22 protein-coding genes are annotated in these 23,688 nt (G+C 57.4%); 5 read left to right on the top strand and 17 right to left on the bottom strand.

The features are described from left to right. Window positions 1–3 precede the first annotated feature (3 nt). Window positions 4–1,806, top strand: a complete 1,803-nt coding sequence (locus JDEN_RS04175; protein WP_015771124.1) for a phospho-sugar mutase — start codon at window positions 4–6, stop codon at window positions 1,804–1,806. Window positions 1,807–1,914: 108 nt separating this feature from the next. On the opposite strand, the gene JDEN_RS04170 is transcribed toward JDEN_RS04175, so the two are convergent. The 12 genes from JDEN_RS04170 to JDEN_RS04115 all read right to left on the bottom strand — a co-directional run bounded on the left by JDEN_RS04170 (window position 1,915) and on the right by JDEN_RS04115 (window position 15,418). Further along, complete coding sequence (locus tag JDEN_RS04170; RefSeq protein WP_015771123.1) at window positions 1,915–2,718, bottom strand: siderophore-interacting protein; 804 nt, start codon at window positions 2,716–2,718, stop codon at window positions 1,915–1,917. 84 nt (window positions 2,719–2,802) lie between these two features. Then, the gene (gene deoC / locus JDEN_RS04165) at window positions 2,803–3,513 is read right to left on the bottom strand and encodes a deoxyribose-phosphate aldolase (RefSeq protein WP_015771122.1); all 711 of its coding nucleotides are present in this window, start codon (window positions 3,511–3,513) and stop codon (window positions 2,803–2,805) included. Window positions 3,514–3,517: 4 nt separating this feature from the next. After that, entirely contained in the window at window positions 3,518–4,600 is a 1,083-nt protein-coding gene (locus JDEN_RS04160) for an adenosine deaminase (RefSeq protein WP_015771121.1), read from the bottom strand. After that, window positions 4,597–5,445, bottom strand: a complete 849-nt coding sequence (locus JDEN_RS04155; protein ID WP_015771120.1) for a hypothetical protein — start codon at window positions 5,443–5,445, stop codon at window positions 4,597–4,599. Before JDEN_RS04155 ends, JDEN_RS04160 begins: the two co-directional genes overlap by 4 nt. A 70-nt stretch (window positions 5,446–5,515) precedes the next feature. Further along, window positions 5,516–6,811 (bottom strand): thymidine phosphorylase, encoded by a 1,296-nt coding sequence (locus tag JDEN_RS04150; protein ID WP_015771119.1) that lies wholly within the window; start codon window positions 6,809–6,811, stop codon window positions 5,516–5,518. Then, entirely contained in the window at window positions 6,808–7,242 is a 435-nt protein-coding gene (locus JDEN_RS04145) for a cytidine deaminase (RefSeq protein WP_015771118.1), read from the bottom strand. The genes JDEN_RS04150 and JDEN_RS04145 overlap by 4 nt, the downstream gene beginning before the upstream one ends. 122 nt (window positions 7,243–7,364) lie before the next feature. Then, window positions 7,365–8,654: an ABC transporter permease gene (locus JDEN_RS04140; RefSeq protein ID WP_015771117.1), complete on the bottom strand. Its 1,290-nt coding sequence runs from the start codon at window positions 8,652–8,654 to the stop codon at window positions 7,365–7,367. Further along, the gene (locus JDEN_RS04135; protein ID WP_015771116.1) at window positions 8,651–9,895 is read right to left on the bottom strand and encodes an ABC transporter permease; all 1,245 of its coding nucleotides are present in this window, start codon (window positions 9,893–9,895) and stop codon (window positions 8,651–8,653) included. The genes JDEN_RS04140 and JDEN_RS04135 overlap by 4 nt, the downstream gene beginning before the upstream one ends. Further along, the gene (locus JDEN_RS04130) at window positions 9,892–11,475 is read right to left on the bottom strand and encodes an ABC transporter ATP-binding protein (RefSeq protein ID WP_015771115.1); all 1,584 of its coding nucleotides are present in this window, start codon (window positions 11,473–11,475) and stop codon (window positions 9,892–9,894) included. Before JDEN_RS04130 ends, JDEN_RS04135 begins: the two co-directional genes overlap by 4 nt. A 141-nt stretch (window positions 11,476–11,616) precedes the next feature. Beyond that, window positions 11,617–12,693 (bottom strand): BMP family lipoprotein, encoded by a 1,077-nt coding sequence (locus tag JDEN_RS04125; RefSeq protein ID WP_015771114.1) that lies wholly within the window; start codon window positions 12,691–12,693, stop codon window positions 11,617–11,619. Between the two features lie 303 nt (window positions 12,694–12,996). Then, complete coding sequence (locus JDEN_RS04120) at window positions 12,997–14,196, bottom strand: amidohydrolase (protein WP_015771113.1); 1,200 nt, start codon at window positions 14,194–14,196, stop codon at window positions 12,997–12,999. 64 nt (window positions 14,197–14,260) lie between these two features. Continuing rightward, window positions 14,261–15,418 carry a mannose-1-phosphate guanylyltransferase gene (locus tag JDEN_RS04115; RefSeq protein ID WP_015771112.1) on the bottom strand — a complete coding sequence of 386 codons (1,158 nt, stop codon included), beginning with the start codon at window positions 15,416–15,418 and terminating at the stop codon, window positions 14,261–14,263. Between the two features lie 249 nt (window positions 15,419–15,667). Here JDEN_RS04115 and sdhC point away from each other — a divergent pair, with 249 nt between their 5' ends. The 4 genes from sdhC to JDEN_RS04095 are packed head-to-tail and all read left to right on the top strand — an operon-like array spanning window position 15,668 to window position 19,123. Beyond that, window positions 15,668–16,048: a succinate dehydrogenase, cytochrome b556 subunit gene (gene sdhC / locus JDEN_RS04110; protein WP_015771111.1), complete on the top strand. Its 381-nt coding sequence runs from the start codon at window positions 15,668–15,670 to the stop codon at window positions 16,046–16,048. Next, complete coding sequence (locus tag JDEN_RS04105) at window positions 16,048–16,488, top strand: succinate dehydrogenase hydrophobic membrane anchor subunit (protein ID WP_015771110.1); 441 nt, start codon at window positions 16,048–16,050, stop codon at window positions 16,486–16,488. The genes sdhC and JDEN_RS04105 overlap by 1 nt, the downstream gene beginning before the upstream one ends. Window positions 16,489–16,535: 47 nt before the next feature. After that, window positions 16,536–18,365 carry a succinate dehydrogenase flavoprotein subunit gene (sdhA, locus tag JDEN_RS04100; RefSeq protein ID WP_015771109.1) on the top strand — a complete coding sequence of 610 codons (1,830 nt, stop codon included), beginning with the start codon at window positions 16,536–16,538 and terminating at the stop codon, window positions 18,363–18,365. Further along, window positions 18,365–19,123: a succinate dehydrogenase iron-sulfur subunit gene (locus JDEN_RS04095; RefSeq protein ID WP_015771108.1), complete on the top strand. Its 759-nt coding sequence runs from the start codon at window positions 18,365–18,367 to the stop codon at window positions 19,121–19,123. Before sdhA ends, JDEN_RS04095 begins: the two co-directional genes overlap by 1 nt. 123 nt (window positions 19,124–19,246) lie before the next feature. Here the strand turns inward: JDEN_RS04095 and JDEN_RS04090 are convergent, their stop codons facing one another. The 5 genes from JDEN_RS04090 to JDEN_RS04070 form a co-directional block, all read right to left on the bottom strand. Further along, a complete protein-coding gene (locus JDEN_RS04090) occupies window positions 19,247–20,194 on the bottom strand; it encodes a YihY/virulence factor BrkB family protein (protein ID WP_015771107.1) in 948 nt (315 codons plus the stop codon). An 81-nt stretch (window positions 20,195–20,275) separates the two neighbouring features. Next, window positions 20,276–20,815 carry a 2'-5' RNA ligase family protein gene (locus tag JDEN_RS04085; protein WP_015771106.1) on the bottom strand — a complete coding sequence of 180 codons (540 nt, stop codon included), beginning with the start codon at window positions 20,813–20,815 and terminating at the stop codon, window positions 20,276–20,278. A gap of 2 nt (window positions 20,816–20,817) precedes the next feature. Then, a complete protein-coding gene (gene trpS, locus JDEN_RS04080; RefSeq protein ID WP_015771105.1) occupies window positions 20,818–21,843 on the bottom strand; it encodes a tryptophan--tRNA ligase in 1,026 nt (341 codons plus the stop codon). An 88-nt stretch (window positions 21,844–21,931) separates the two neighbouring features. Further along, a complete protein-coding gene (locus JDEN_RS04075; RefSeq protein ID WP_015771104.1) occupies window positions 21,932–22,357 on the bottom strand; it encodes a Sec-independent protein translocase family protein in 426 nt (141 codons plus the stop codon). A 45-nt stretch (window positions 22,358–22,402) separates the two neighbouring features. Then, complete coding sequence (locus tag JDEN_RS04070) at window positions 22,403–23,668, bottom strand: S1C family serine protease (protein WP_226926605.1); 1,266 nt, start codon at window positions 23,666–23,668, stop codon at window positions 22,403–22,405. Window positions 23,669–23,688: the final 20 nt, after the last annotated feature.

The following is a 23,688-nucleotide window of genomic DNA, read 5'->3' as shown; positions in this document are numbered from 1 at the left end:
CCCATGGCCATCCCACTGACAGAAGACGAGCTCCTCCTCCTCGACGAAGCACGTACCTGGATTGACAACGACCCAGAAGGACTCACCCGTCACGAGCTTCAACGCCTGCTCGACGTGATCACCAACCCTGATAACTCCTCCGCGTCCAAAGGCCGCTCGTCTCAAGCGCTCGGAGACCTCAAAGACCGCTTCAACGGCAGCCTCCAATTTGGTACCGCCGGGCTACGCGGCGCCCTAGAAGCAGGCCCAAACCGGATGAACAGGTCTGTGGTCATCAAAGCAGCGGCCGGTCTTGGCGCCTATCTCACCGGTCAACTCCCGCACGCCACTCCACAGGTTGTCATCGGTTACGATGCCCGGCACTACTCCAAGCAGTTTGCACTCGACTCCGCAGCAGTGCTCACCGCCGCAGGCTGCTCTGTCACAATCCTCAACCACGCACTACCCACCCCCGTGCTTGCCTACACCATGAAACGCCTGGGTTCTGACGCAGGCATCGTGGTTACCGCAAGCCACAACCCGCCGCAAGACAACGGCTACAAGGTGTACCTAGGTGGACGCATCGTTGTGGACGCCGGTCAAGGCGCTCAAATTGTGCCCCCTTACGACCGTGAAATCGCCCAAGCAATTGCCGCAACCCCACCGGTACGAGACATTCCACGGGCCGAAAGTGGGTGGTTCACCCTTGATGACAACGCGGTGACCAGTTACGTCAACGCGGTCCTCACACTAAAAACACCCAGCCCTCGCGACCTCACCATCGTGCTCACACCACTACATGGTGTCGGCGGGTCTGTGGTCGACAAGGTTCTCCACCGCGCCGGCTTTGACAAGCTCATCTCTGTGGCAGAACAATACGAACCCAATGCCGATTTCCCCACAGTGTCCTTCCCCAACCCAGAAGAGCCAGGTGCCATCGACCTTGCGTTAACCTATGCGATGCGGTTCCAGGCAGACCTTGTCATTGCGAACGACCCTGACGCTGACCGGTGCGCAGTTGCAGTCAAAGATCCCCGAACCGCGGCAGCCCACGCCCACCGCGTCACCACCCCTCAGGCGGCGGGTTGGCGGATGCTTCACGGCGACGAAGTGGGATCATTGCTCGGAAACGTCATCGCCCAACGCGCCGCAGCAGAAGGCAAAACAGCCGCAAACGCAGTCCTCGCCAATTCAATTGTCTCCTCACGGCTGTTGTCGAAAATCGCTGAGAAACACGGATTGGGGTACCAATCCACACTCACGGGATTCAAATGGATCGCCCGTGCAAAGGACCTCGTCTACGGGTACGAAGAAGCCCTCGGCTACTGTGTTGCCCCTGAACTCGTCAAAGACAAAGATGGAATCTCCGCAGCTCTTGTCATCGCTCAGCTCGCTGCCACGCTGCACGCCCAAGGCAAAACCCTCATCGACGAACTCGATGACCTCGCGCGAGAACACGGCCTATACCTCACCGATCAACTCTCGGCACGGTTCTTAGACCTGTCACAAATTCCCGCCACCATGTCACGTCTTCGTGCCACTCCCCCATCAGCCCTCGCAGGTAGCCCAATCACCCAGGTCGTTGACCTTGTTGACGGCTACGAAGGTCTTCCCCCAACTGACGGCCTACTCCTGCTCACTGACGATGACACCCGAGTCATTGTGCGCCCATCAGGCACTGAACCAAAGGTGAAGTGTTACATCGAAGTGATCAGTCCCGTGGACAGTGACGCAGACACAGCACAACTCACCACCGTGCGCCACGAAGCACGAGAAAAGATCACAGCGGTACGCGCAGACATGACCAGAGCGCTTGGACTCGACTAGCACGACCATCACATCAGCCATGTTTCCTGTGGGTTGCCCTCACCACGTGGGGGCAACCCACATGGTGGCTTCCCCCCCACACGATGGCGCTGTCGGTTGGTCGAACAGTCACGAATCAGATGAGCGAAGAGCCTCCTCGTCGGCCTGAACACGACGCTTCCACTGCGCTTTACTCTCCCGCCACTGTTCGTCGCTTGCCCCAGCACGCCAGTACCCTGACACGCTCATCGCCTGCCGGGGCACACCCATCGCACGAAGGGAACGGCGGATTTCGCGGACCGCCATCGCCTCACCATGTAAAAAGACCTGCGTCCCCGCTGGCACAGCCCCCAACTCCTCACAAGCGTGCACAAGAGCCGCCCCATGAGCTTTCCCCTGCCGGTACAACCACGTCACCTTCTCACGGTGAGCAACTGGAACCTCATGGCCAGGGGCCTCCACCTCCAGAAAAACTGTGACATCCGCTGAGTCTGCGAGCGCTTCAAGCGCGACAGCTATCGCGGGGAGCGCTGACTCATCTCCCACAAGGAGGTGTGCTGTTGCCTGCAAAGATGGCGCATATCCACCACCGATACCAGCAAACGTGACCGTGTCACCCGCCTGCGCTGTTGATGCCCACACCCCGGCAACACCATGATCCCCATGCACAACAAAATCAATATCGACGCTTCCCGACACCGCATCCGCATGGCGGATAGTGTACGACCGCATGACTGGTTGCCCATCTGGTCCCGGAAGAATCAACTTCATGTAGGTGTCCGTGCATGTGGGGAAATCAAAATCAACCCACTGCGGGCACGAAAACGTCACCCGCACCATCGAGTCAGTCAGTTGTTCTCGGCCAGTGACGGTCGCCTGAAACCGTTCTTGACGGCGAACCGGTGGCACAGAGAAATCAGTAATCGTGGACACACATACCCCTTCATCACGTAGTAAGGTCCACCTTACCCCATCAAGGTAAGGTGGACCTTACTACGTGACGTCTGCGAGCAACGATCAGTAACCCGACCCGTCACCACTCTCGACAGCAGTATCAGGGTTCTCCACCCCATCGAGAACCGCGGCAGTCCCGGACAATCCCAAACGGGTCGCCCCTGCGGAGATCATCGCAAGTGCCGCATCGCCAGTGCGAATCCCACCGGACGCCTTCACACCCAACCTCTGCCCCACAGTGTGAGCCATCAGACGCACTGCATGAACGCTGGCACCACCAGTGGAGTGGAACCCCGTGGAAGTTTTGACAAAATCAGCCCCAGCCCGTTCACTCGCCTCACACGCAGCCACAATCTCCTCATCGGTGAGGGCAGCTGACTCAATGATGACCTTCAGCACAACAGGGGCGGGAGCAGCGTCGCGGACAGCGCGAATGTCACGCTCCACAAGCTCCCAATCACCCGATTTCACTGCCCCCAGGTTGATGACCATGTCAATCTCATGTGCACCATCTGTCACCGCACGAGCCGTTTCTGCGGCCTTGACTTCAGGGTGGTGCGCCCCCGAAGGGAACCCCACAACCGTGGCCACCTTCAGTTCGCTTCCCTCAGGAATCTTCACAGGCAGCAACGAGGGCGAAACACAGATCGAAAACACACCCAACGACACAGCCTCGTCAATTAACGCGGCCACATCGGCTGGGGTCGACTCTGGCTTGAGCAACGTGTGGTCAACCATCGAGGCAACAGACGCAGCAGTAACTTTCTCAGGCATTTCTTTACTCTCCTTGATTCACATAGGGGTCAAAACCAGCAATCACACGTTCACCCAAAGCGTGGCGTGCGTCGTGGTGAATAAAAGCAGACCACACAGCAGCCAAGGTTGCGTCGAGGAAATCTTCCACATCCCACCCAGCCTCAGTGGCAAGCAATCGCATTTCGTGGGACATAGACGTGCCCGACATGAGCCGGTTATCGGTGTTGACTGTCACTGCAAAATCCAAGTCACGTAAACCAGTGATCGGGTGGGTTGCGACTGACTGAGCAGCACCTGTTTGCAAGTTCGAGCAGGGACACATTTCTAACGCAATCTGGTTATCACGCACCCAATGCGCCAGACGACCAAGACGTGGGGAGTCTGTACCAAATCCTTCGATGTCATCGATGATGCGCACGCCGTGTCCTACCCGCAGCGCGTGACCCATCCCCACCGCCTGTGCGATGGACTCAGCACCCGCTGCCTCACCAGCATGAATGGTGACCGGGAAGTGCGCATCGTTGAGGGTTGACCACACCTGTGGGAACCGGTCAGGCATGAACCCAGCTTCCGCCCCAGCGATATCGAAACCGTAAGCTCCCTGATCACGGTGACGAAGCGCCAGGTCAGCGACCTCTTCCCAACGGTCAGCGTGCCGCATTGCCGTGATTAGTTGACCAACCTCAATGTCGTGGCCGCCCGCACGGGCTTCCTCCATCCCCTGTTCTAAGCCCCGCTGCACTGCCCGTACCGCATCATCCAGGCTCAGCCCACCAGCCAGGTGCTGCTCCGGTGCCCACCGTGACTCCGCGTAAATCACACCATCCGCGGCAAGATCAAGAACAGCTTCTCGGGCAACACGTGTGAGTGCATCTGCTGTCTGCATGACGGCGATGGTGTGGTCAAAGGTCTCCAAGTAGCGTTCCAAGGACCCGGAGTTCGCTGCATCCACAAACCACTGTTGAAGTTCTTTCTCATCAGTGGTCGGCAGGGTATGCCCCACCTGTGCGGCGAGTTCAATAATGGTTGCGGGACGTAGCCCTCCATCGAGGTGATCGTGAAGGACAACTTTCGGCAGTGAGGGAAGTTCATCAAGCCACGTCATGGTTCCACCTTCTGTTGTGTTGTTTGTGCTGGTTGGTTAGGGAACACTGCCCACACAATGTGTCGCCATCCACCGAGAAACTCTGGCGGGGTGTCCCGGTTCGTCAATTCGTCACGGTTCACTGCGTGGTTCACCCCAGTAGCGGGGTCAAAGAGGAAGAGAGTAGGTGCAGCGTCTGCAACCACTGGCGGGCTGTGAAGAACAACAACGTGCCGGGGCACTGCTGCGGACACGGACACGCGGGTGTCCGAACCGGTGTAGAGCAACACCGGGTAGCCACGCATCGCACAATCTACCGCGTACGTGAGGACCTTGCGGGTATGAGGTAGCGAAGCAGGTGACACGATCTGGTGCCGGTAGCGCACACCGGTGGTACCAAGTTCCCGCGCTGCACCCCAAGGTGGAGTCCCCCATCGGTGAGGCCATGTCCATATGCCAGCAAAGGCGCGGGAGTTTGTTCGTTTCTTTGTCTCATGCTGCGCTGCACCATAATCCGTCACTATGCGCTGTCGTGCTGACGGTGATGTCGCGGGTTGACCCGAGTTCAGTGGTGTAGTCGCAGGAGAATCAGGAGCGTCCTGTGGGTGAACCGCGTCAAGGCAGGCTTGGCTTAACAGGACACTGACTGACCCACACGTTGTGGGATCAGTTTGACGTGCGGAGGTGCGCCCGTGGGGTGAGGTGTCACCTCCTTGCGGAATCGACACCTCACCAGGTTGCACACCCAGTAACCACCCGTTGGGGTCGTCAGGGAATGGGGCTGGTGCGGGGAGCGTCGGTAGACGACGGCGCCCCGCACCTAAACCATACAAAAATGTGGATAGCTGGTATCCAGACTGGACCACAGATCTCCCATCTGTGAGGTGTACGTGACAAGCTCGCTGCTTCTCACGATACCCGTGATACCCGGTGGGGTCATGCGAGCCGGTCGATAATGAGCGATGGCGAGTTGGTTGGTGCGTCATCACTGATCACAACACCTTCCTCAGCGATCTCGATCGCACGGTCGAACCGTTCTGGGGTGTCGGTGTGCAGAGTCATCAGTGGGGCTCCTGCCGTTACCTTGTCCCCTGGCTTTGCATGCAGTTCAATTCCGGCACCGGCTTGAACCTGATCGTCTTTTCGGGCGCGGCCTGCACCGAGCCGCCACGAGGCGACACCGACCGCGTATGCGTCAAGGGTGGTGAGGTACCCACTGCGCGGAGCGGTGATGACATGCTGCTCTGCTGCCACGGGCAATGCTGCATCATTGTCACCATCTTGCGCTGCGATCATGGCACGCCACGCATCCATCGCACGACCATCGTTCAGTGCTGCGCGGATGTCGTCTTCTGCGGTTGTCTTCCCAGCTCCAGCGAGCATTTCTGCTGCGAGGGCAACTGTCAGATCAACAACATCTGCAGGGCCGCCTCCGGCCAACACCTCAATGGATTCACGCACCTCAAGGGCATTTCCAACGGTGAGTCCGAGCGGCGTGGACATGTCGGTGAGTAGCGCAGTTGTTGTTACACCAGCGTCGGTCCCCAGATCCACCATTGTCCGGGCGAGTTCCCGTGCTTGGTCCACATTTTTCATAAATGCCCCGGAGCCGACTTTGACGTCAAGAACCAGCGCAGACGTTCCTTCTGCGATTTTTTTGCTCATGATTGACGATGCAATCAGTGGGATCGCTTCAACGGTTCCCGTGACATCGCGCAGTGCGTACAGCTTCCGGTCCGCTGGTGCAAGACCTGAACCCGCTTGGCAGATCACCGCCCCCACCGTGTCCAGTTGGTGCATCATTTCGTCGTTGGTGAGTGCAGCGCGCCACCCGGCGATCGCTTCGAGTTTGTCGAGCGTGCCACCAGTGTGCCCCAGTCCACGCCCAGACAGTTGGGGGACGGCCACGTCAAACACGGCAACGAGGGGTGCCAATGGGAGAGTAATTTTGTCTCCCACTCCGCCGGTGGAGTGTTTGTCCGCGGTGGGGCGGGACAACTGATCAAAGTTCATGCGTTCGCCTGATTCGATCATCGCCCGGGTCCAGTCAGCGATTTCCCGGCGGGTCATGCCGTTGAGCAAGATGGCCATGTTCAGGGCAGCCATTTGGTAATCGGCCACGTGGTCGTGGGTGTAGGCATCGATGACCCAGGCGATTTCTTCGCTGGTCAGTTCACGTCCATCACGCTTGGCCCGGATGACATCAACAGTGTCGAAGAGGTGGGTGGTCATGAGTGTTGTCCTTTGGTGTAGTCATCAAGGTCGCTAGGACCAAAAGCGTCGGGGAGCACCTGCGCCATGGTGCGGTACCCAGAGACAGTGTCAAGTACGAGGTTGGGTCCGCCGTGTTCCCACAGCAGCTGGCGGCATCGACCACAGGGCATGATGACCTCACCTTGCCCATTGACGCACACGAAGGCAGCTAATGTGCCGCCACCTGTAGCGATCAGCTCTGAGATGAGTCCACACTCAGCGCAGAGGGTGACGCCGTACCCAGCGTTTTCTACGTTGCACCCAGAGACGATGCGACCATCAGTGGTGATCGCTGCAGCTCCAACGGGATAGTGGGAGTACGGGACATAGGACATTTTCGTCATCTTTTGGGCTTGAGCGACTAGTTGGTTCCAGTCGACGACAGCTGCTAGATCGTCAGCGTGTGTCATCACACTCTCCTCAGTGAGTTGCGGGGCTGATGCCGTGCCAAAGCATGCTGTTCTCAGCCTATACCTAAAACGCTTAACGTGTTGGGGTGAAAGAAACCGAGGGGGCGCTCAGCCCCCTCGGTTCACTTAACGTACGGGATGCCTTCAGCAGCTGGTGCCTTAACTTTGCCCACCAATCCAGCAACCGCAAAGATCGTGGCAAGGTAGGGAAGCATCGCCAAGAATTGGGTAGGAACAGGTGTTCCCACAATCGAGAGCGTCCCGCGCAGCGCCTCAGCAAAGCCGAAGAGTAACGCGGCCGCAAACGCACCAGTAGGGTTCCAGCGGCCAAGGATCATCGCGGCAAGAGCGATATACCCCTTACCTGCGGTCATTTCCTTACCGAAAGTCACCGCGATCATCGTGGTGAAAGCAACACCGCCAAGACCAGCCACAGCCCCTCCGAGCATGGTGTTCAGCCACCGAGTCCGGTTGACCTTGATTCCCACCGTGTCAGCAGCCTTCGGGTGCTCACCGACAGAACGCATCCGTAGCCCCCACTTGGACCGGAACAACATGAACTGCAACACGAACACAGCAGCAAACATGATGTAGACGAGCACGTTCTGGTTGAAGAACACCCCACCAAAAACAGGGATGTCCGCGAGAAGTGGAATCCGTATCGTCGGCAACCCTGGGGGCTGGTTCAACAGCGACTTGTTGTCTTTCAAAATGGTGGAGAACAAGTAGCTCGTGACCCCAATGACCAGGACGTTGAGCACAACACCGACAACAATTTGATCGACCCGATACTTGATCGAGAAGAACGCCAACAGCGCACCAACCAGGGCCCCGGCAATCGGAGCCACCAACAGCGCAGTGAACGGGTTACCAGTTACTGTGGCGACAACAGCACCAGCAAACGCACCCGCAAGCAATTGTCCCTCAATGGCGATATTGATGATACCGACACGTTCACAGATCAACCCTGCCATCGACCCAAAGGCCAGCGGCACGGCAAACACAATTCCCTGGGCCAACAGCTGTGACAACGGGATGGCCGCTTCTTTTCCGGCGCCTGACCACAAGAGGAAGGCGAACACTGCGGCGACACCGACAAGCACGGGCAACCACACACCGAATCGGTAGCGTTTGACTGCTGCATATGCCGCAAACCCAGCAAGCGCAAGGATGACAAAGCCAAGGAACAACGCCCATGGACGTGCGGCAAGGAACAGCGGATCCAGCTTAATCGCGTCGCGTCCCTGCGACAGCAAAAACCGGGTTTGGGCTCCAGAGGGCGAACCAAAACCGAACCACCCAATAGTGAGGAGCCCAAGGATCACATAGGTGATCGGGCCCTTCCACGAGATTGGGGCGAGGACGTTACCCTCGTAGTGTTTTAACGAGGGAGCCTGCGTCGTGGCGCTCATGCTGCGCCCTCCTTCCGCGGAGCAGGGAGTCGGAAGATCGCGCGGACCAACGGTGGGGCGGCGATCAGTAACACAACGAGAGCTTGCACAACCTGGACGATGTCCACCGGAGTGTTACTCGCGGTTTGCATCAACGGGGACCCTGCACGCAACGCGCCAAACAGAATGGCAGCACCCACGATTCCCATCGGGCGGGACCGACCGAGTAGAGCAACAGTGATTGCGTCAAACCCAATAGATCCTGCAACACCTTCCTGCAGAACACCTTCTGTTCCAAGGGTCTGTGACACACCACCCAGGCCTGCCAACCCGCCAGCAACGAGCATGACGTACAGGTAGATGCGGTTGACCTTGATACCGGCAGTGCGGGCTGCGTCTGCATTCAAACCCACTGCGCGGAACTTGAACCCCAGTGTCGACCGTTCGAGCAACCACCACACACCCCAAGCCACAACGAGCGCCAGGACGAACCCAAGGTGGAGGCGGAATTCGCTTCCTAAGAACTGAGGGAACATCGCATCGCTGTCGATCCGCTGAGAAATGGGGTTGTTCGATCCTTCGCGTTTAAAAAGATCGGTGGTGAGTAGGTATGACATGAGGAACCCGGCAATGGAGTTCAACATGATCGTCACAATCACTTCATTAGCACCAAACTGTGCTTTCAGGTAACCGGCGATCCCGGCCCAGACGGCCCCACCAAGGACACCTCCAAGAACAGCAACCAGAAGGTGCAGCCCCACAGGCAGTTGGAAGGTGAATCCGATGAACGCGGAGATTGTTGCTCCAAGGATCACCTGACCTTGGGCACCAATGTTAAACATGCCAGAACGGAAACCAATTCCAAGGCCAAGACCGGCAAAAATGAGCGGTGTCGCTGCAGTCAGGGTCTCAGTGATGGGTTTGATCTGACGCAAGAAGGTTGGTGCTTCCGGATCATAAATCGATCCACGGAACAATGACCAATATGCGCCAGAAACTGAATCCCACACAGCTGTGAAGAAATCAGTAGGACGGGCGAAAATGTACCCGGCCGTGCGCTGCACCTCTGCGTTCGCAGCAGCAACCAGTACCGCCGCCATGAGCAACGCTGCGATCACCGCGAACACAACCACACTGGCGTTGGATGACACAATGTCTCGCGCTACAGTTCCCCACCGCGATGGTGGATTGTGTGGTTTGTTTATAGGTGTCGGATCAGATTTGGGCGCTTGCGCTGATGTGTCAGGGCTCTCGACGCTCACAATGCGCCTCCTTGGGAAAGATCACCGTCAGATTCAACGGCACTCAGTTCGGTCTCGTGCTGCGCAGCTTTTGCCAGCGCGTCGTCGTACTTCATGCCTGCCATCATCAGACCCAGCACGTCACGAGAGGTGTCTTTAGGAACGATGCCGATAATGCTGCCTTCATACATGACAGCAATTCGGTCAGCGAGCCCAAGGACCTCATCAAGTTCGGTGGACACAATAATGACCGCGGTTCCACCATCACGTTCAGCAATGACACGCTTGTGCACAAACTCGATGGAACCAACATCCAACCCACGTGTGGGCTGAGACGCAATGAGCACCTGCAACGGTCGCGACATTTCGCGAGCAAGAACAACCTTTTGCTGGTTCCCCCCCGACAACTGTGAGGCAAAAGCTTTCGCTGATTGCGTACGAACATCGAATTCTTCAACGTACTTCACAGCGTTGTCTTCGATAACCTTCTTGTCCAGTGCGAGCCCTTTGGAATACGGGGCCTTGTCGTGGAGGTCAAGGATCAGGTTCTCCTCGATCGTGAATCCCGCGATCAATCCGTCCTTTGAGCGGTCTTCAGGAACGAACCCCACTCCAGCATCAAGGACTTGGCGGATCGAACGGCCAAGGAGTTCATCACCATTCAACGTGATGCTTCCCCGAGCTTTCGGGTGCATCCCCACAAGTGTTTCAGTCAGTTCAGTTTGTCCGTTTCCTTGGACACCGGCGATCGCGAGGATTTCACCTGACTGAACATCAAAGGAGACGTGGTCAAGAAGAGTGAGACCATCTGGTGTGACAAGCGATAGGTCCTTAACCGTCAACCGAGTGCCTTGGGGTTCCGCGTCCTTCTTGTCCACAGTGAGCGACACCGACCGCCCCACCATTGCGGAGGCTAGTTCCTTTTCTGAGGCAGACGGGTCGGCACTACCGACCACCTTGCCCCGCCGGATCACAGTGATTTTGTCTGCAATCGCTTTCACTTCACGAAGTTTGTGAGTGATAAAAACGATCGAGGTTCCCGACTCCTTCAGCTGGCGCATGATCGACAGAAGCTCGTCGGTTTCCTGAGGGGTCAGCACGGCGGTGGGTTCATCAAGGATGACGATCTTCGCGTCGTGGGAGAGGGCTTTAATAATCTCTACACGCTGCTGGGCACCTACGGGCAAGTCACCAACAAGAGCATCGGGGTCGATATTGAAGCCGAACCGGTCTGAGATCTCCTTGACTCGCTTCCGTGCTTCACGTAACGAGATGACGCCCATGGAGGTGGGTTCAAACCCGAGGATGACGTTTTCAGCCACTGTGAAAACGGGCACCAGCATAAAGTGCTGGTGCACCATTCCAATTCCGGCTGCCATGGCATCTCCAGGCCCCGCGAACGTGACAGGTGCGTCATCGAGAAGGATCTCGCCACCGTCTGGGTCATACAACCCATAGATGACGTTCATCAACGTACTCTTACCGGCACCATTTTCGCCAAGGAGAGCGTGAACTTGTCCAGGTTCGACAACAAGATCGATGCTGTCATTTGCTGTGAAAGTTCCGAACACCTTGGTGATGCCGCGTAGTTCCAGCTTCATGCTCTACGCCTTTCGCGCTGCGCTTGAACGCAACCGCCAGGTGGGTCCACACGCATCGTTGCGTGTGTCAGGGGGAATTGGGGGGTGTGGCCTCGAAGCCGTGGGAGCTTCGAGGCCACACAGGCTGGGGTCAGCCGGGGGTTAGTTCACCGAAATAGCTGATGGTGACTCAACGGTCAGCGAACCATCAATGATCGCTGCTTTGAGTTCCTCGACCTTGGTTTTGACCTCGTCTGGGACCTCTGCTGCGAGGTCGTGGAAGTCAGCGATCCCAACACCGCCGTTTTCGAGGGTGCCCACATATGGGGTCGCGTCGAACTCACCGTTCAACGCAGTTTGCGCGGTGTCGAAGACAGCCTGGTCCATGGCCTTGAGAACTGAGGTGAGCAGGAGCGGACGGTAGGATTCGTACTTCTCCCACGCGTCGGTGTCCACACCAACGACGTAGACGCCGTCGTGCTCTGCCGCTGCTGCCATGGCACCTTCACCCACAGGACCAGCAACAGGCATGATGACATCTGCGCCTTGAGCGATGAGTTGCTCAGTCATTTCCTTACCTTTACCGATTTCTTCGAAGGTTTCAGTGAAGGAGCCAGCATCTGGCTTTGCCTTGTCCCAACCAAGAACCTTGACATCTGCGTCGTTGTCTTCGTTGTACTTAGCAACACCGTCAGCAAATCCGTCCATGAAGATTGTCACGGATGGGTAAGGCATACCACCGAAGGTGGCAACGGTACCGGTTTCGGTGACACCTGCGGCCACGTAACCAGCAAGGTAGGCCGCTTCATGGGTGTTGAAGAGAAGTGGCTTGACGTTGTCCATTGCTGGTTCAACACCGGAGTCGATCAATGCATAGTGCTGCTCAGGGTTTGCTTCTGCTGAGGTTGCTGTCGCGTCAGCGAGGTTGAAGCCGACGTTGAAAATGAGGTTGCAACCGGCTTGAACCATCGCGTCAACGTTGGTGTTGTACTCACCTGCGTCTGTGGATTCTGCATCAGCGATCTCGATGCCGAGTTCACTACCTGCACGTTCGAGGCCGGAGTAGGAGGTTTCGTTGAATGAGTTGTCATCGAAGCCACCGAAGTCAGACACCATGCAGCCTTTGAAGTCTGCTGAGGCGTTGTCGGGTGCGGTTGCGTCGTCTGGGGCATCCCCACACGCTGCGAGGGCGAGTGCTGCCGCCGCTGAGATGGCGGCGATCTGCGCGAACTTCTTCACGTAAGTTCTCCTGTGTCTATTGGGGTAGGGAACTCAGCGGATGCCGCACCGGCTGGTGCGGGCCTCACGTTGAGGTGTGCATCGCGCTCGGTGAACGGGGACCGTCACCTCGACGTTGCGGTTTTCCGGTATCTCGAGTCAGGGTGACTCGCCTTACAGTTAACTGTAGACGTTAAGCCGTTAACGTTCTGTGTCGATTGGGTAACGAATCGAGTTCGTTACCAATCTGGAAGCGATATCCTCCCTGACGGAATGGCGCAGTCCGCATCGCGAGACTGCCGATGAGGGGCCGTCTGCCGAGCGTCAGGAAACGTCAACCGTTGCCGTCGCGACTCGTGCAAGCGTCCTCAATCCGACCATAAGTGACTCCTCATCAATCTGCAGGTCGCCTCGGTGAATATCGTACGTTTTTCCACCCGGAGTTCGGGTACCCAACCGCACGAGCGCCCCAGGAACTTTTGTGAGGTACCACGCAAAGTCTTCGCCGCCGAGAGACTGCTCGGTGAGCGTCACACTGTGAGCCCCCAGCGCATCGCGAGCCGCCGCTTCAATGGACAGAGTGCATTCTTCATCATTATCCACCGGGGGCACTCCCCGTTGATGGTGAACCGCCACCTCAACACCGTAGGCGGATGCGACATGGGTCACCGTGTCATTGAGGACATGCTGAGCTTGCTCCCAGGTGCTGACTTCGAGGCACCGTAACGTTCCCATGAGGATTCCCGATGCGGGAATAGCGTTGGGCGCTGACCCAGCCTGCACCGTGCCCCAGGTGAGGTTGACACCAGCTCGAGGGTCCATCCGCCGGCCCAACACTGCGGGCACTTCGGTGATGATCTCCCCCAGCGCATAGACCACGTCACCAGTGAGGTGAGGTCGGGAGGTATGGCCCCCGTGCGACGTCACCGTCACAGTGATTGTGTCGCATGCCGAGGTGATGGGCCCAATACGCGAGCCAATAAGCCCACAATCAAGCTTTGGCTCGGTGTGTAGTGCGTAGATCTCCCCCACATCGTCAAGGACATCTTGCGCTAACAGGTCCAAAGCGCCGCCGGGTTGGACTTCTTCTGCCGGCTGAAACACGAGCCGCACTCCACGCGTCAGTTCGCCGTGCTGCGCAAGCCGCGCCAGCACTAATCCAACACCGAGGACCACAGTTGTGTGGACATCATGCCCACACGCGTGACTGACCCCTTCGTTCACCGATGCGAAGGACAGCCCCGAGGTTTCCTGCAACGGCAAAGCATCGATGTCAGCGCGAAGCGCAACCCGTGGCGCCCCACACTCTTCAGGTCCCGGCCCGATGTCGCAGATCAGCCCAGTTCCGGACAACAACTGTGGTTCGAGCCCGGCAGCAGCGAGCCGTTCAGCGATGCGCTGTGTCGTGCGATGTTCCTGTCGTGCAGTTTCTGGGTGCGCGTGGATGTCACGTCGGAACGTGATGAGTTCCTCACGCAGGGCGTTGGCGTAGTCGTCAATCTGTGATGCGAGTGGGTAATTCACACTTCGAGCCTACTCCGGTCATTGATCAGCGCGCCTGGCGTCCCAGATCCGGGTGCTCCGTAGCCTACATGTACTCGTCAAGCCCACGGTCTCGAAGTTCGGTCACCATGTCTTTCACCTGTTGGGCGCGCGCTCGCGTGGTGACAAGCAGGGCATCTGGAGTGTCCACAACGACAACGTCGTCAAGACCCAAAACGGTCACGAGACGGCCCGATTGCGGGACAATGACCGAGCCAGCGCTCCCCACTCGCACGACGTCTGTGTGATCGCCCAACACTTTTGAACCATGGGAATCATCTGAGGGAAGGAGAGCAGCTAGTGAATTGAAGTCTCCGACGTCATCCCAGCCAAAATTTCCCGGGACAACGGCAACCCCACCCAGTGCCGCCACCGGTTCCGCAACCGCATGGTCGATAGCGATTTTTTCCAGCTTTGGCCACACCTGCGCAACGACAGCGTCTTGCTGGTCGGTGTCCCACGCATCGGCAATTTCCATCAAACCCTGATACAACGCAGGGCGTTGGTTGCGCAGATGGTCAAGAAGAACAGTGACGCGGGCGATGAACATACCCGCGTTCCACCGGTATTCACCGGTGGATAGGTAGGTGCGAGCGGTGGCAGCGTCTGGCTTCTCGGTAAAGCTAGCCACGGCACGCACCGAAGGTGCGCGCTCGATATTCAGTGACTCACCGGCATGAATGTACCCGAACGCGGTCGATGGGCGGGTGGCTGAGATGCCGACGGTGACAACCCACCCCTCACGAGCTGCGGTGACGGCTTCGCGGATAGCAGCATCAAACCCGGTGAGGTCGGTAATGACGTGGTCGGCGGCGAAAGATCCGAAAACAACGTCACCATGACGGCGGTGAAGAACAGCGGCGGCAAGGCCGATTGCTGCCATGGAATCGCGTGGTGATGGCTCAGTGAGAACGCCACCACGACTGAGAGTTGGGAGTTGGTCGACAATTGCTGATGCGTGGGACTCTCCGGTGACAACAAGGACCCCATCGTGGTCTGCGAGGCGGGCGACCCGGTCGAATGTGGCTTGAATCAGTGAACGCCCTGATCCAGTGAGGTCATGCAAAAACTTGGGCTGACCTGCACGGGACAGCGGCCACAATCGAGTTCCGGCCCCACCTGCTGGGATGACAGCGTAGAAATCATCGATGCGCGTGACCGGCGGGTGGGACGGTCGATCTGGGATGGCGGCGTGGGAGGTCATGCGCACTAGCCTACTCAATCGTTCGGGTAATCGTTGGGACCTCTCCGTGGAGCCCCCACCTACCACAAAACCTGTGGGATAAGTCACAAACAGGTGTCATTCTCGGAGAAACCCGCACCCGCTGTGCCTCAGCACACAAAATGTTCACTAAAGTGGAAGCATACGCGGATCTGGACGACGCAGTCCCCAGCCAATGGACAGCCACCTTCCACATCCGGCACAACGATCTCGCACACAGGAGGCGCCACAGTGCCCAGCGCACCTGCAGGAACGCTCTATCGCGGCCGCGAAGGAATGTGGTCGTGGGTCGCACACCGCGTGACCGGCCTACTCATTTTCCTGTTCCTTTTCGTCCACGTCCTCGACACCGCACTTGTTCGCGTGTCCCCTGAGGCGTACAACGCCGTCATCGGGACCTACCAAACCCCCATCATGGGACTTGGAGAAGCAGGCCTCGTCGTCGCTATCGTGTTCCACGCATTTAACGGCCTACGTATTGTCCTGGTGGACTTCTGGGCCAAAGGACCCCGGTACCAGCGCATCATGCTCTGGGTCGTCATCGGCCTTGTCATCGTCACTATGGCTGGGTTCCTTCCTCGCCACCTCATGAACGTCTTCGGAGGCCACTGATGACCACCCAGATCGACAACCCCCGCGCGCCCTACCGCCGCCAAAAAATCACACGCTCCAACTTTGAGATGTGGGGCTGGCTCTTCATGCGCGGCTCCGGCGTGATCCTCGTCGTTCTCATTTTCGGGCACCTGTTCGTTAACCTCATGGTGGGCGAAGGAGTGAGCCGCATTGACTTCGCCTTCGTCGGTGGAAAATGGACGTCACCGTTTTGGCAAACCTGGGACCTGCTCATGTTGTGGCTTGCCATGATTCACGGCACCAACGGTGTCCGCACAATCATTAACGACTACTCCGAACGCCACATCACACGCCTGATCCTCAAACTCGCTCTCTACAGTGCGTTCATTCTCACGGTCGTCCTGGGCACACTCGTGATCTTCACCTTCGAACCGTGCCCCGCCAACGCACCCGCTGATCTTCTCCCGTCGTTCTGCTGACCCGTGTCAGCCCCATCGCACTGAGCCGTAAGGAGGCATCGGACACGATGCAATTCCACCAATACGACGTCGTCATCGTCGGCGCAGGTGGCGCCGGCATGCGCGCCGCCCTCGAAGCATCAACTGAGGTACGAACCGCTGTTATTTCTAAGCTCTACCCCACCCGATCCCACACAGGCGCAGCCCAAGGCGGCATGTGTGCAGCACTGGCCAATGTCGAAGAAGACAACTGGGAATGGCACACCTTTGACACCGTCAAAGGTGGCGACTACCTCGTTGACCAAGACGCCGCCGAGATCATGGCCAAAGAAGCAATCGACGCCGTGCTCGACTTAGAACGCATGGGGTTACCCTTCAACCGCACCCCCGAGGGGCGCATCGACCAGCGGCGTTTTGGTGGCCACACCCGAAACCACGGAGAAGCCGCAGTCCGGCGTGCCTGCTACGCAGCAGACCGCACCGGGCACATGATTTTGCAGACCCTTTACCAAAACTGCGTGAAACAGAACGTGGAGTTCTTCAACGAGTTCTACGTCCTTGACCTCATTGTTGACCACGACCTCTCCGCTGGAGATGTCCCCGTGGGCGAAGAAGTCACCGCGACCGGTGTTGTCGCCTACGACCTCGCCACCGGTGAGATCCACATCTTCCAAACAAAAGCAGTGGTGTTCGCTACCGGTGGTGCCGGCAAGATCTACAAAACAACCTCCAACGCCCACACCCTCACCGGTGACGGAATGGCCCTGGCGTTGCGGCGCGGGCTCCCCCTCGAAGACATGGAATTCTTCCAATTCCACCCCACAGGTCTTGCTGGACTGGGCATTTTGCTGTCCGAAGCTGCACGAGGAGAAGGTGGGATTCTCCGCAACGGCCAAGGCGAACGGTTCATGGAACGGTACGCCCCAACCATTAAAGACCTTGCACCACGTGACATTGTGGCTCGTTCCATGGCAAACGAAGTCCGTGAAGGTCGTGGAGCAGGACCCAACAAAGACTATGTCCTGTTGGACCTTACCCACCTTGAACCCGCACACATCGACGCTAAGCTGCCCGATATCACCGAGTTCGCACGCACATACCTCGGCATTGAGCCCTACACCGAACCTGTTCCGGTTTACCCCACCGCCCACTACGCTATGGGCGGGATCCCCACCACAATCGACTCTGAGGTTCTGCGGAACCCGAACGATGTTGTCAAAGGTCTCTATGCCGCTGGTGAAGTCGCGTGCGTGTCCGTCCATGGCGCGAACCGTCTAGGCACGAACTCACTCCTTGACATCAACGTGTTTGGGAAACGTGCTGGACGTGCCGCAGCAGCCTACGCAAAGACAGCGTCCTTCGTTGATCTTCCCGACCAAGCAGCATCCTGGGTCGTGGGACAACTGGAAGAGTTGCGCTCACGTCCTGACGGTGAACGTGTGGCGGATATCCGCAAAACACTCCAAGAAACCATGGACGCTAACGCGCAGGTCTTCCGGACCGAGGAATCACTCACCCAGGCGCTCGCCGACATCCGCACCCTTCAAGAGCGTTACAGCCGAGTTTCAGTTCAGGACAAAGGCAAAATGTTCAACACTGACCTCCTGGAAGCGCTTGAACTTGGGTTCCTCCTTGACATTGCTGAGGTCACCGTCATCGCAGCATTAAACCGCCGTGAATCTCGTGGTGGTCACTTCCGTGAAGACTTCCCAGACCGCAACGACGAGGCCTACATGCACCACACCATGGTGTACCGGCGCCCGCTCGACTCTTCGGTGTCTGGAAACATCACCGACGAGGCTTTCTCCCACGTCAGCGAATTTGACGACTACAAGGTTGTGCTCGGCGCAAAACCCGTCGTGCAAACAAGGTACGAGCCGATGGAGCGTAAGTACTGATGACTGCGACACTCGACACCCAAGAAACCACGGCCGGCGAAATCCCTTCCTTCGAGGTCACCCTCAAAGTACGCCGCTTCAACCCAGAACAATCTGACGAAGCATTCTGGGAAGAACACACACTCACGATGTACGGCACCGACCGTGTGCTCGACGCGCTCCACAAAATCAAGTGGGATCACGACGGGTCGCTGACATTCCGTCGTTCCTGCGCTCACGGGATCTGTGGTTCCGATGCGATGCGTATCAATGGTCGCAACCGGTTGGCGTGCAAGGTGCTCCTCAAAGACCTCAACCCAGAAAAGGGTCCCATCACTGTGGAACCCATTAAAGGGTTGCCGGTCATCAAAGACCTCGTCGTCGACATGGAACCGTTTTTCGCGTCCTACCGTGAAATCATGCCGTTCCTTGTCACAGCTGGTAACCAACCATCCAAAGAACGCTTGCAAAGCCCTGAACAGCGAGAACGCTACGATGACACCACGAAGTGCATCCTCTGCGCTGCGTGCACATCCTCCTGCCCTGTGTTTTGGACTGACGGCCAATACTTTGGGCCAGCTGCGATCGTCAACGCTCACCGGTTTATCTTTGACTCGCGTGACGAAGGCACCACTCAACGCCTCGAAATCCTCAACGACAAAGAAGGGGTGTGGCGGTGCCGCACAATCTTCAACTGCACTGAAGCATGCCCTCGAGGTATCGAAGTAACCAAGGCCATCCAGGAAGTGAAGCAGGCAATGATCCGCCGAGCTTTCTGATCTCTCAGCAAGCCACAGCTGTCGTCGTCGATCGTCACAGCAACAACGTCATACACGTGTGGGCGGTCACCATCACCATGATGGTGACCGCCCACACGCAGTTCACAGCGATCCGTGTTCACGTCACACTGACATCGCTGACATCTCCTCTTCCCGAGTCAATATGGCGTGCGGTGGATCAGCGGCAAACGCAGCCGCGATCAAAATAATGCGCGCTGACGTGTTGATCCACACCAGAATCGTGATGATGACTGTTGCGGACGCAAACAACGGATTTGAGGTGGCTGATCCTGCCACAACAGAAGTCCCAAGCACCCGTAACAACCCCAGCCCTGCTGCGGCAACAGCAGCTCCAGCAAAGAGGTCTTTGCGTGGCATCTTCAACCCGGCAAGGACCCGCATCAGCAAGACAAACATCCCTGCGTCCACAAGAACCCCCACGAGGATACTTCCTACCGGAATCAACGCCGACCACAGTTCACCGCCAACAAGTTGACCAGACATCCAGCGGCCCACTGCACTCACCGCGATCGTGGCCACCGCTGACACAAACACACCCACCGCGATTACCGCAAAACCAATGAGCTCGCGGAGCTTATCAATGGGCTTGTTCTTTCGGGCAGTCACCATCCCAAACATGGCGTGCAACGACTTACGAAACGCGGCCATCACACGAAGCGCCGTGAACAACAACACACCCACCGCGATCGCACTTGTCAACGTCACAGTGGGAGACACTGTCAGGTCCTCAGGGCGCACAAGCCCCCCGTTGTCACCAGTATTAATGAGCCCGGGCACAGACTGATCAAGCGACTCGAATATTTGGTCACGCAACTGTTCGTTGTTTCCAAAAACCCTCATCAGGAGCGTCACACCGATGGTGAGGGCAGCGGACAAAGAAAAAAGCGCCGTGTAGGTGATACCACCAGCAAGAATGGACCCATTTGCCAACTGGTAACGCCGCACGGCACGAACAGCACGCGTTTCCTTAACCCAAGCAATAAACGAGCGCGCCCGATCTTTCCAACGGTCAAGAGGCTTTTTTGACGATGAGTCAGCTGTTGTTTTCACCCCCTTAGCCTAGGTGAGAGCGTCCTACCGGGCATGTCGAAGAGTATGGCCCCACTCCCCACCACTGATTAGTGCCTGGGCTTAAGTACCGAGCACGAACTCCTGCACTGGTCGCCACACATCATCATCACCGTGTTCGAAGAGATGAATCTTTGATACGGTAAATCGCGCCTCGTAGTAAGCCATTGTGTGAAATGCGGAGTCAAGTGCGTCGTCGTGAACTTCGTGAGCAATGGTGACGTGTGGGTGGTAGTTGAAGCGAAGTTCCTGAGCCAAAGGACCACAGCGAATCGCTTGTTCAAGGCGTTCACATTCTGCGATTCCTTGAACCACTTGAATGAAAACAACTGGTGAAACAGGACGGAAAGTCGCACTGCCCCGTAAATGAACATCAAAGGGATCAATTGCGTGGCATGCTCGCGTAATGTGATCGCAGATGACATCCATGGAGTCTGTTGCGATCGTTGTGGGACCTAACAACGTGATGTGCGGAGGAATAGCATCAGCCAAGGGATCGCCACTAGCGCGCCGTGCAGCTGACAGTTCCTCATCAAAGGGAGGTGGCACAGCAATGGACACACCGATACGTTGGAGGCCACCCTCACGTCCTTGGTGAGACATCCTTAAGCCTGCTCACCGCTCAGGAGCAGCCCCAGCCGGTCGTTGACTCGCCGAAGGGTGTCCTGTGCAACGTCGCCAGCCTTGTGCGCACCAACACGGAGGATCGCATCAAGTTGAGCGCGGTCATCCAAAAATGTGTGGACTTTCGTTTGGAACTCAGTCAGGAACTCAGCGACAACGTCTGCGAGTGCGACCTTGAGATGGCCGTATTGTTGTCCCTCGAACTCGTGCTCGAGATCACTGATGGTTCGGTCGGTCAGGTAGGCAAATATTGTGAGCAGGTTCGAGATCCCTGGTTTGTTCACCGGGTCATAGGTAATGTCAGTTCCAGCGTCAGTGACAGCTGATTTGATTTTTTTAGCTGCTTTCGCCGGGTCGTCCAGCAACCAAATTGTTCCTTTACCAACCTCAGATTTCGACATTTTCTGCGTTGGTTGTTGCAAGTCATAGATTTTTGCTACTGCTTTGACGATGTGTGGTTCCGGAACCACGAAGGTGTCCGCACCGTAACGGCTGTTCATGCGTTCGGCGAGATTGCGTGTCAATTCAAGGTGCTGACGTTGGTCCTCACCCACAGGAACACGGGCCGCGTCATAAAGAAGTATGTCGGCAGCCATGAGGACGGGGTAGCTAAACAGTCCAGCTGTGGCGGTTTCCGTCCCTTGTTTCGCTGCTTTGTCTTTGAACTGCGTCATTCGACTCAATTCGCCAAAACCTGTGTGGCAGGACAACAGCCACGACAGTTCAGCGTGGGCCGGCACGTGCGACTGCAAGAAGAGAGTGGACCGTTCCGGATCCACTCCCCCCGCAAGATACTGGGCGAGGGTGCGGCGGGTCCGCTCCCGGAGTTTGTCAGGGTCTGGGTTGACTGTCAGCGCATGCAAGTCCGCCACCATGTAGAACGCATCGAAGTCATCTTGGAGGCTCACCCATTGGGTCATCGCACCAATGTAGTTTCCAATAGAGAGGGAATCATTGGTGGGTTGCATTCCAGACAAGATGCGCTGGCGGGCTGATGGTGTCGTCATGGTCTCTCTTGTATCAGGTTGGCGGTACTTCATAAAAACTGGCGAACTATACGCTGTGGCGCTCGTTATGAGCCATCTTGCAGGACACTCAAGTTGCCTCCGGGTCGTACGGTGGTGGAGTCCCGTGAGGTAGCGGGGTAAACGTGGGAAATGCCGGTGGTGAAGCGGCCTGTGAGGACCGTGCACGAGCAGCTGCCATCGCTGACGTTGCCGCGGCAGGTGCACTCACCGCCGCCTGATGACGTGCGGGATCAAGAATGGTGTCCTCAAGTAAGGTGTCACGGACAATACGACGAGGATCGTACTGGCGGGGGTCTAACTTTTGCCAGTCAACATCCCGAAACTCCGGACCAAGTTCTTGGTCAACCTTCGCTTTTGTTTCCGTGATGAATGTGCGTGCACCCCGGACAAATTTCGCGAGCTGTTCAGTGTATTGCGGGAGCCGCTCTGGTCCAACAACGAGAACAACAACGAGCAGGATGACGAGGAACTCTCCGCCATTGATCCCAAACATTAGTGCACCTCGAGCCGTTGAACCATTGTGTGTTCTCAGCCTAGCCTATTCGCTTCGTGCCTCATCAAGGGTTACCTTGACTTGTCGTTCACCGCCTGAGGTGCGCACAGTCAGCGTGACCGTGTCTCCAGGTGCTTTTGCGCGGATCGCGACAATGAGTTCGTCAGCGTAGGTGACTGGCCGCTCGTCAATGGCAGTGATCACATCGCCAGCTTCTATCCCGGCACGATCAGCCGGACCGTCTGGGGTGACCGGATCGCTTCCCCCTTGCGGGCTACGAATCACTTGGACGCCCTGCCCTTGATAAGTGGAGTCGAGCACAACCCCGATGATTGGATAGGTTGCGTATCCTCGTTCGATAATCTCACCTGCGGTGCGTGCTGCCTGGTTGGAGCCAATAGCAAATCCCAATCCAATGCTTCCTGCTGGGGAGGTGACCATTGAGCCTGGCGGTTGAGCAATGGCAGAGTTCACGCCGATGACCTCGCCGCGGGCGTTGACTAAAGGACCGCCTGAGTTACCAGGGTTAATGGCAGCATCTGTTTGGATGGCGTTGATGTAGGAGATGTCGTCTTCCCCGCCGCCTGCACTCACAGGGCGATTCAACGCCGACACGATTCCCGTGGTTACAGTCCCCTGCAGGCCAAGTGGAGCTCCGATAGCAATGGTGGTGTCTCCGACGACAACATCGTCAGAATTTCCTAAGGGAAGGGCAGTGAGATCGTCCCGGTCAATCTTAAGCACCGCAAGATCGTACTCAACCGTGGACCCAACGACCTCCGCCTCGTGCTCGGTGCCATCGAAGAAGGTGACAATCACGTCGTTCGCTGACGAAGCCTCAGCGACCACGTGTTCGTTGGTGAGAATGTAGCCATCTTTAGTCATAACAAATCCGGAACCAGTTGATCCGCCAGAAGACGAGTACACCTCGATAGCAACAACTGAGGGAAGAACTTGTGCAGCGATGTCTGCGACGCTGCCCTCTTGTCGCGACAGTGCCGCATTGTCTTGTTCTGCCGACTGGTAGATCACTGAGGATCGCGCTACTGAGTCATTGGTTGCCAACCGTGAGCCCAGTGCACCACCGATAAGCGAGGCAACAACGGCAACAACTGAGACGAGGGCGACCGTTCCCCCTCGGCGGCGAGGAGCGCGGGGTGGTGAGGAGGGACCAGGCTGGGTGGACGTCCAGGTAGGTGGTTGTGGCGGTTGAGGAACCCCTGTGGTGAAGGCACTTGTCGAGTTCGATTGTGGAGCAGATGGTGGCCGCTGCTGTGGTCCACGAGTACCGGGAACGACAAATCCGGTCACAGGCCCAGAGTGTGGGGGCG

This window comes from Jonesia denitrificans DSM 20603, from assembly GCF_000024065.1.
In the GTDB taxonomy this organism is placed as follows: Bacteria; Actinomycetota; Actinomycetes; order Actinomycetales; family Cellulomonadaceae; genus Jonesia; species Jonesia denitrificans.
This window is presented reverse-complemented; position numbering and strand designations above follow the sequence as displayed.

Bases quoted from the DNA above. Each gene is read 5' to 3' on its own strand.
- JDEN_RS04175 (WP_015771124.1), top strand. From the start codon at position 4: ATGGCCATCCCACTGACAGAAGACGAGCTCCTCCTCCTCGACGAAGCA.
- deoC (WP_015771122.1), bottom strand. From the start codon at position 3,513: ATGCCTGAGAAAGTTACTGCTGCGTCTGTTGCCTCGATGGTTGACCAC.
- JDEN_RS04160 (WP_015771121.1), bottom strand. From the start codon at position 4,600: ATGACGTGGCTTGATGAACTTCCCTCACTGCCGAAAGTTGTCCTTCAC.
- JDEN_RS04150 (WP_015771119.1), bottom strand. From the start codon at position 6,811: ATGACCACCCACCTCTTCGACACTGTTGATGTCATCCGGGCCAAGCGT.
- JDEN_RS04145 (WP_015771118.1), bottom strand. From the start codon at position 7,242: ATGACACACGCTGACGATCTAGCAGCTGTCGTCGACTGGAACCAACTA.
- JDEN_RS04140 (WP_015771117.1), bottom strand. From the start codon at position 8,654: ATGAGCGCCACGACGCAGGCTCCCTCGTTAAAACACTACGAGGGTAAC.
- JDEN_RS04130 (WP_015771115.1), bottom strand. From the start codon at position 11,475: ATGAAGCTGGAACTACGCGGCATCACCAAGGTGTTCGGAACTTTCACA.
- JDEN_RS04115 (WP_015771112.1), bottom strand. From the start codon at position 15,418: ATGACCTCCCACGCCGCCATCCCAGATCGACCGTCCCACCCGCCGGTC.
- JDEN_RS04105 (WP_015771110.1), top strand. From the start codon at position 16,048: ATGACCACCCAGATCGACAACCCCCGCGCGCCCTACCGCCGCCAAAAA.
- sdhA (WP_015771109.1), top strand. From the start codon at position 16,536: ATGCAATTCCACCAATACGACGTCGTCATCGTCGGCGCAGGTGGCGCC.
- JDEN_RS04095 (WP_015771108.1), top strand. From the start codon at position 18,365: ATGACTGCGACACTCGACACCCAAGAAACCACGGCCGGCGAAATCCCT.
- JDEN_RS04085 (WP_015771106.1), bottom strand. From the start codon at position 20,815: ATGTCTCACCAAGGACGTGAGGGTGGCCTCCAACGTATCGGTGTGTCC.
- trpS (WP_015771105.1), bottom strand. From the start codon at position 21,843: ATGACGACACCATCAGCCCGCCAGCGCATCTTGTCTGGAATGCAACCC.
- JDEN_RS04075 (WP_015771104.1), bottom strand. From the start codon at position 22,357: ATGTTTGGGATCAATGGCGGAGAGTTCCTCGTCATCCTGCTCGTTGTT.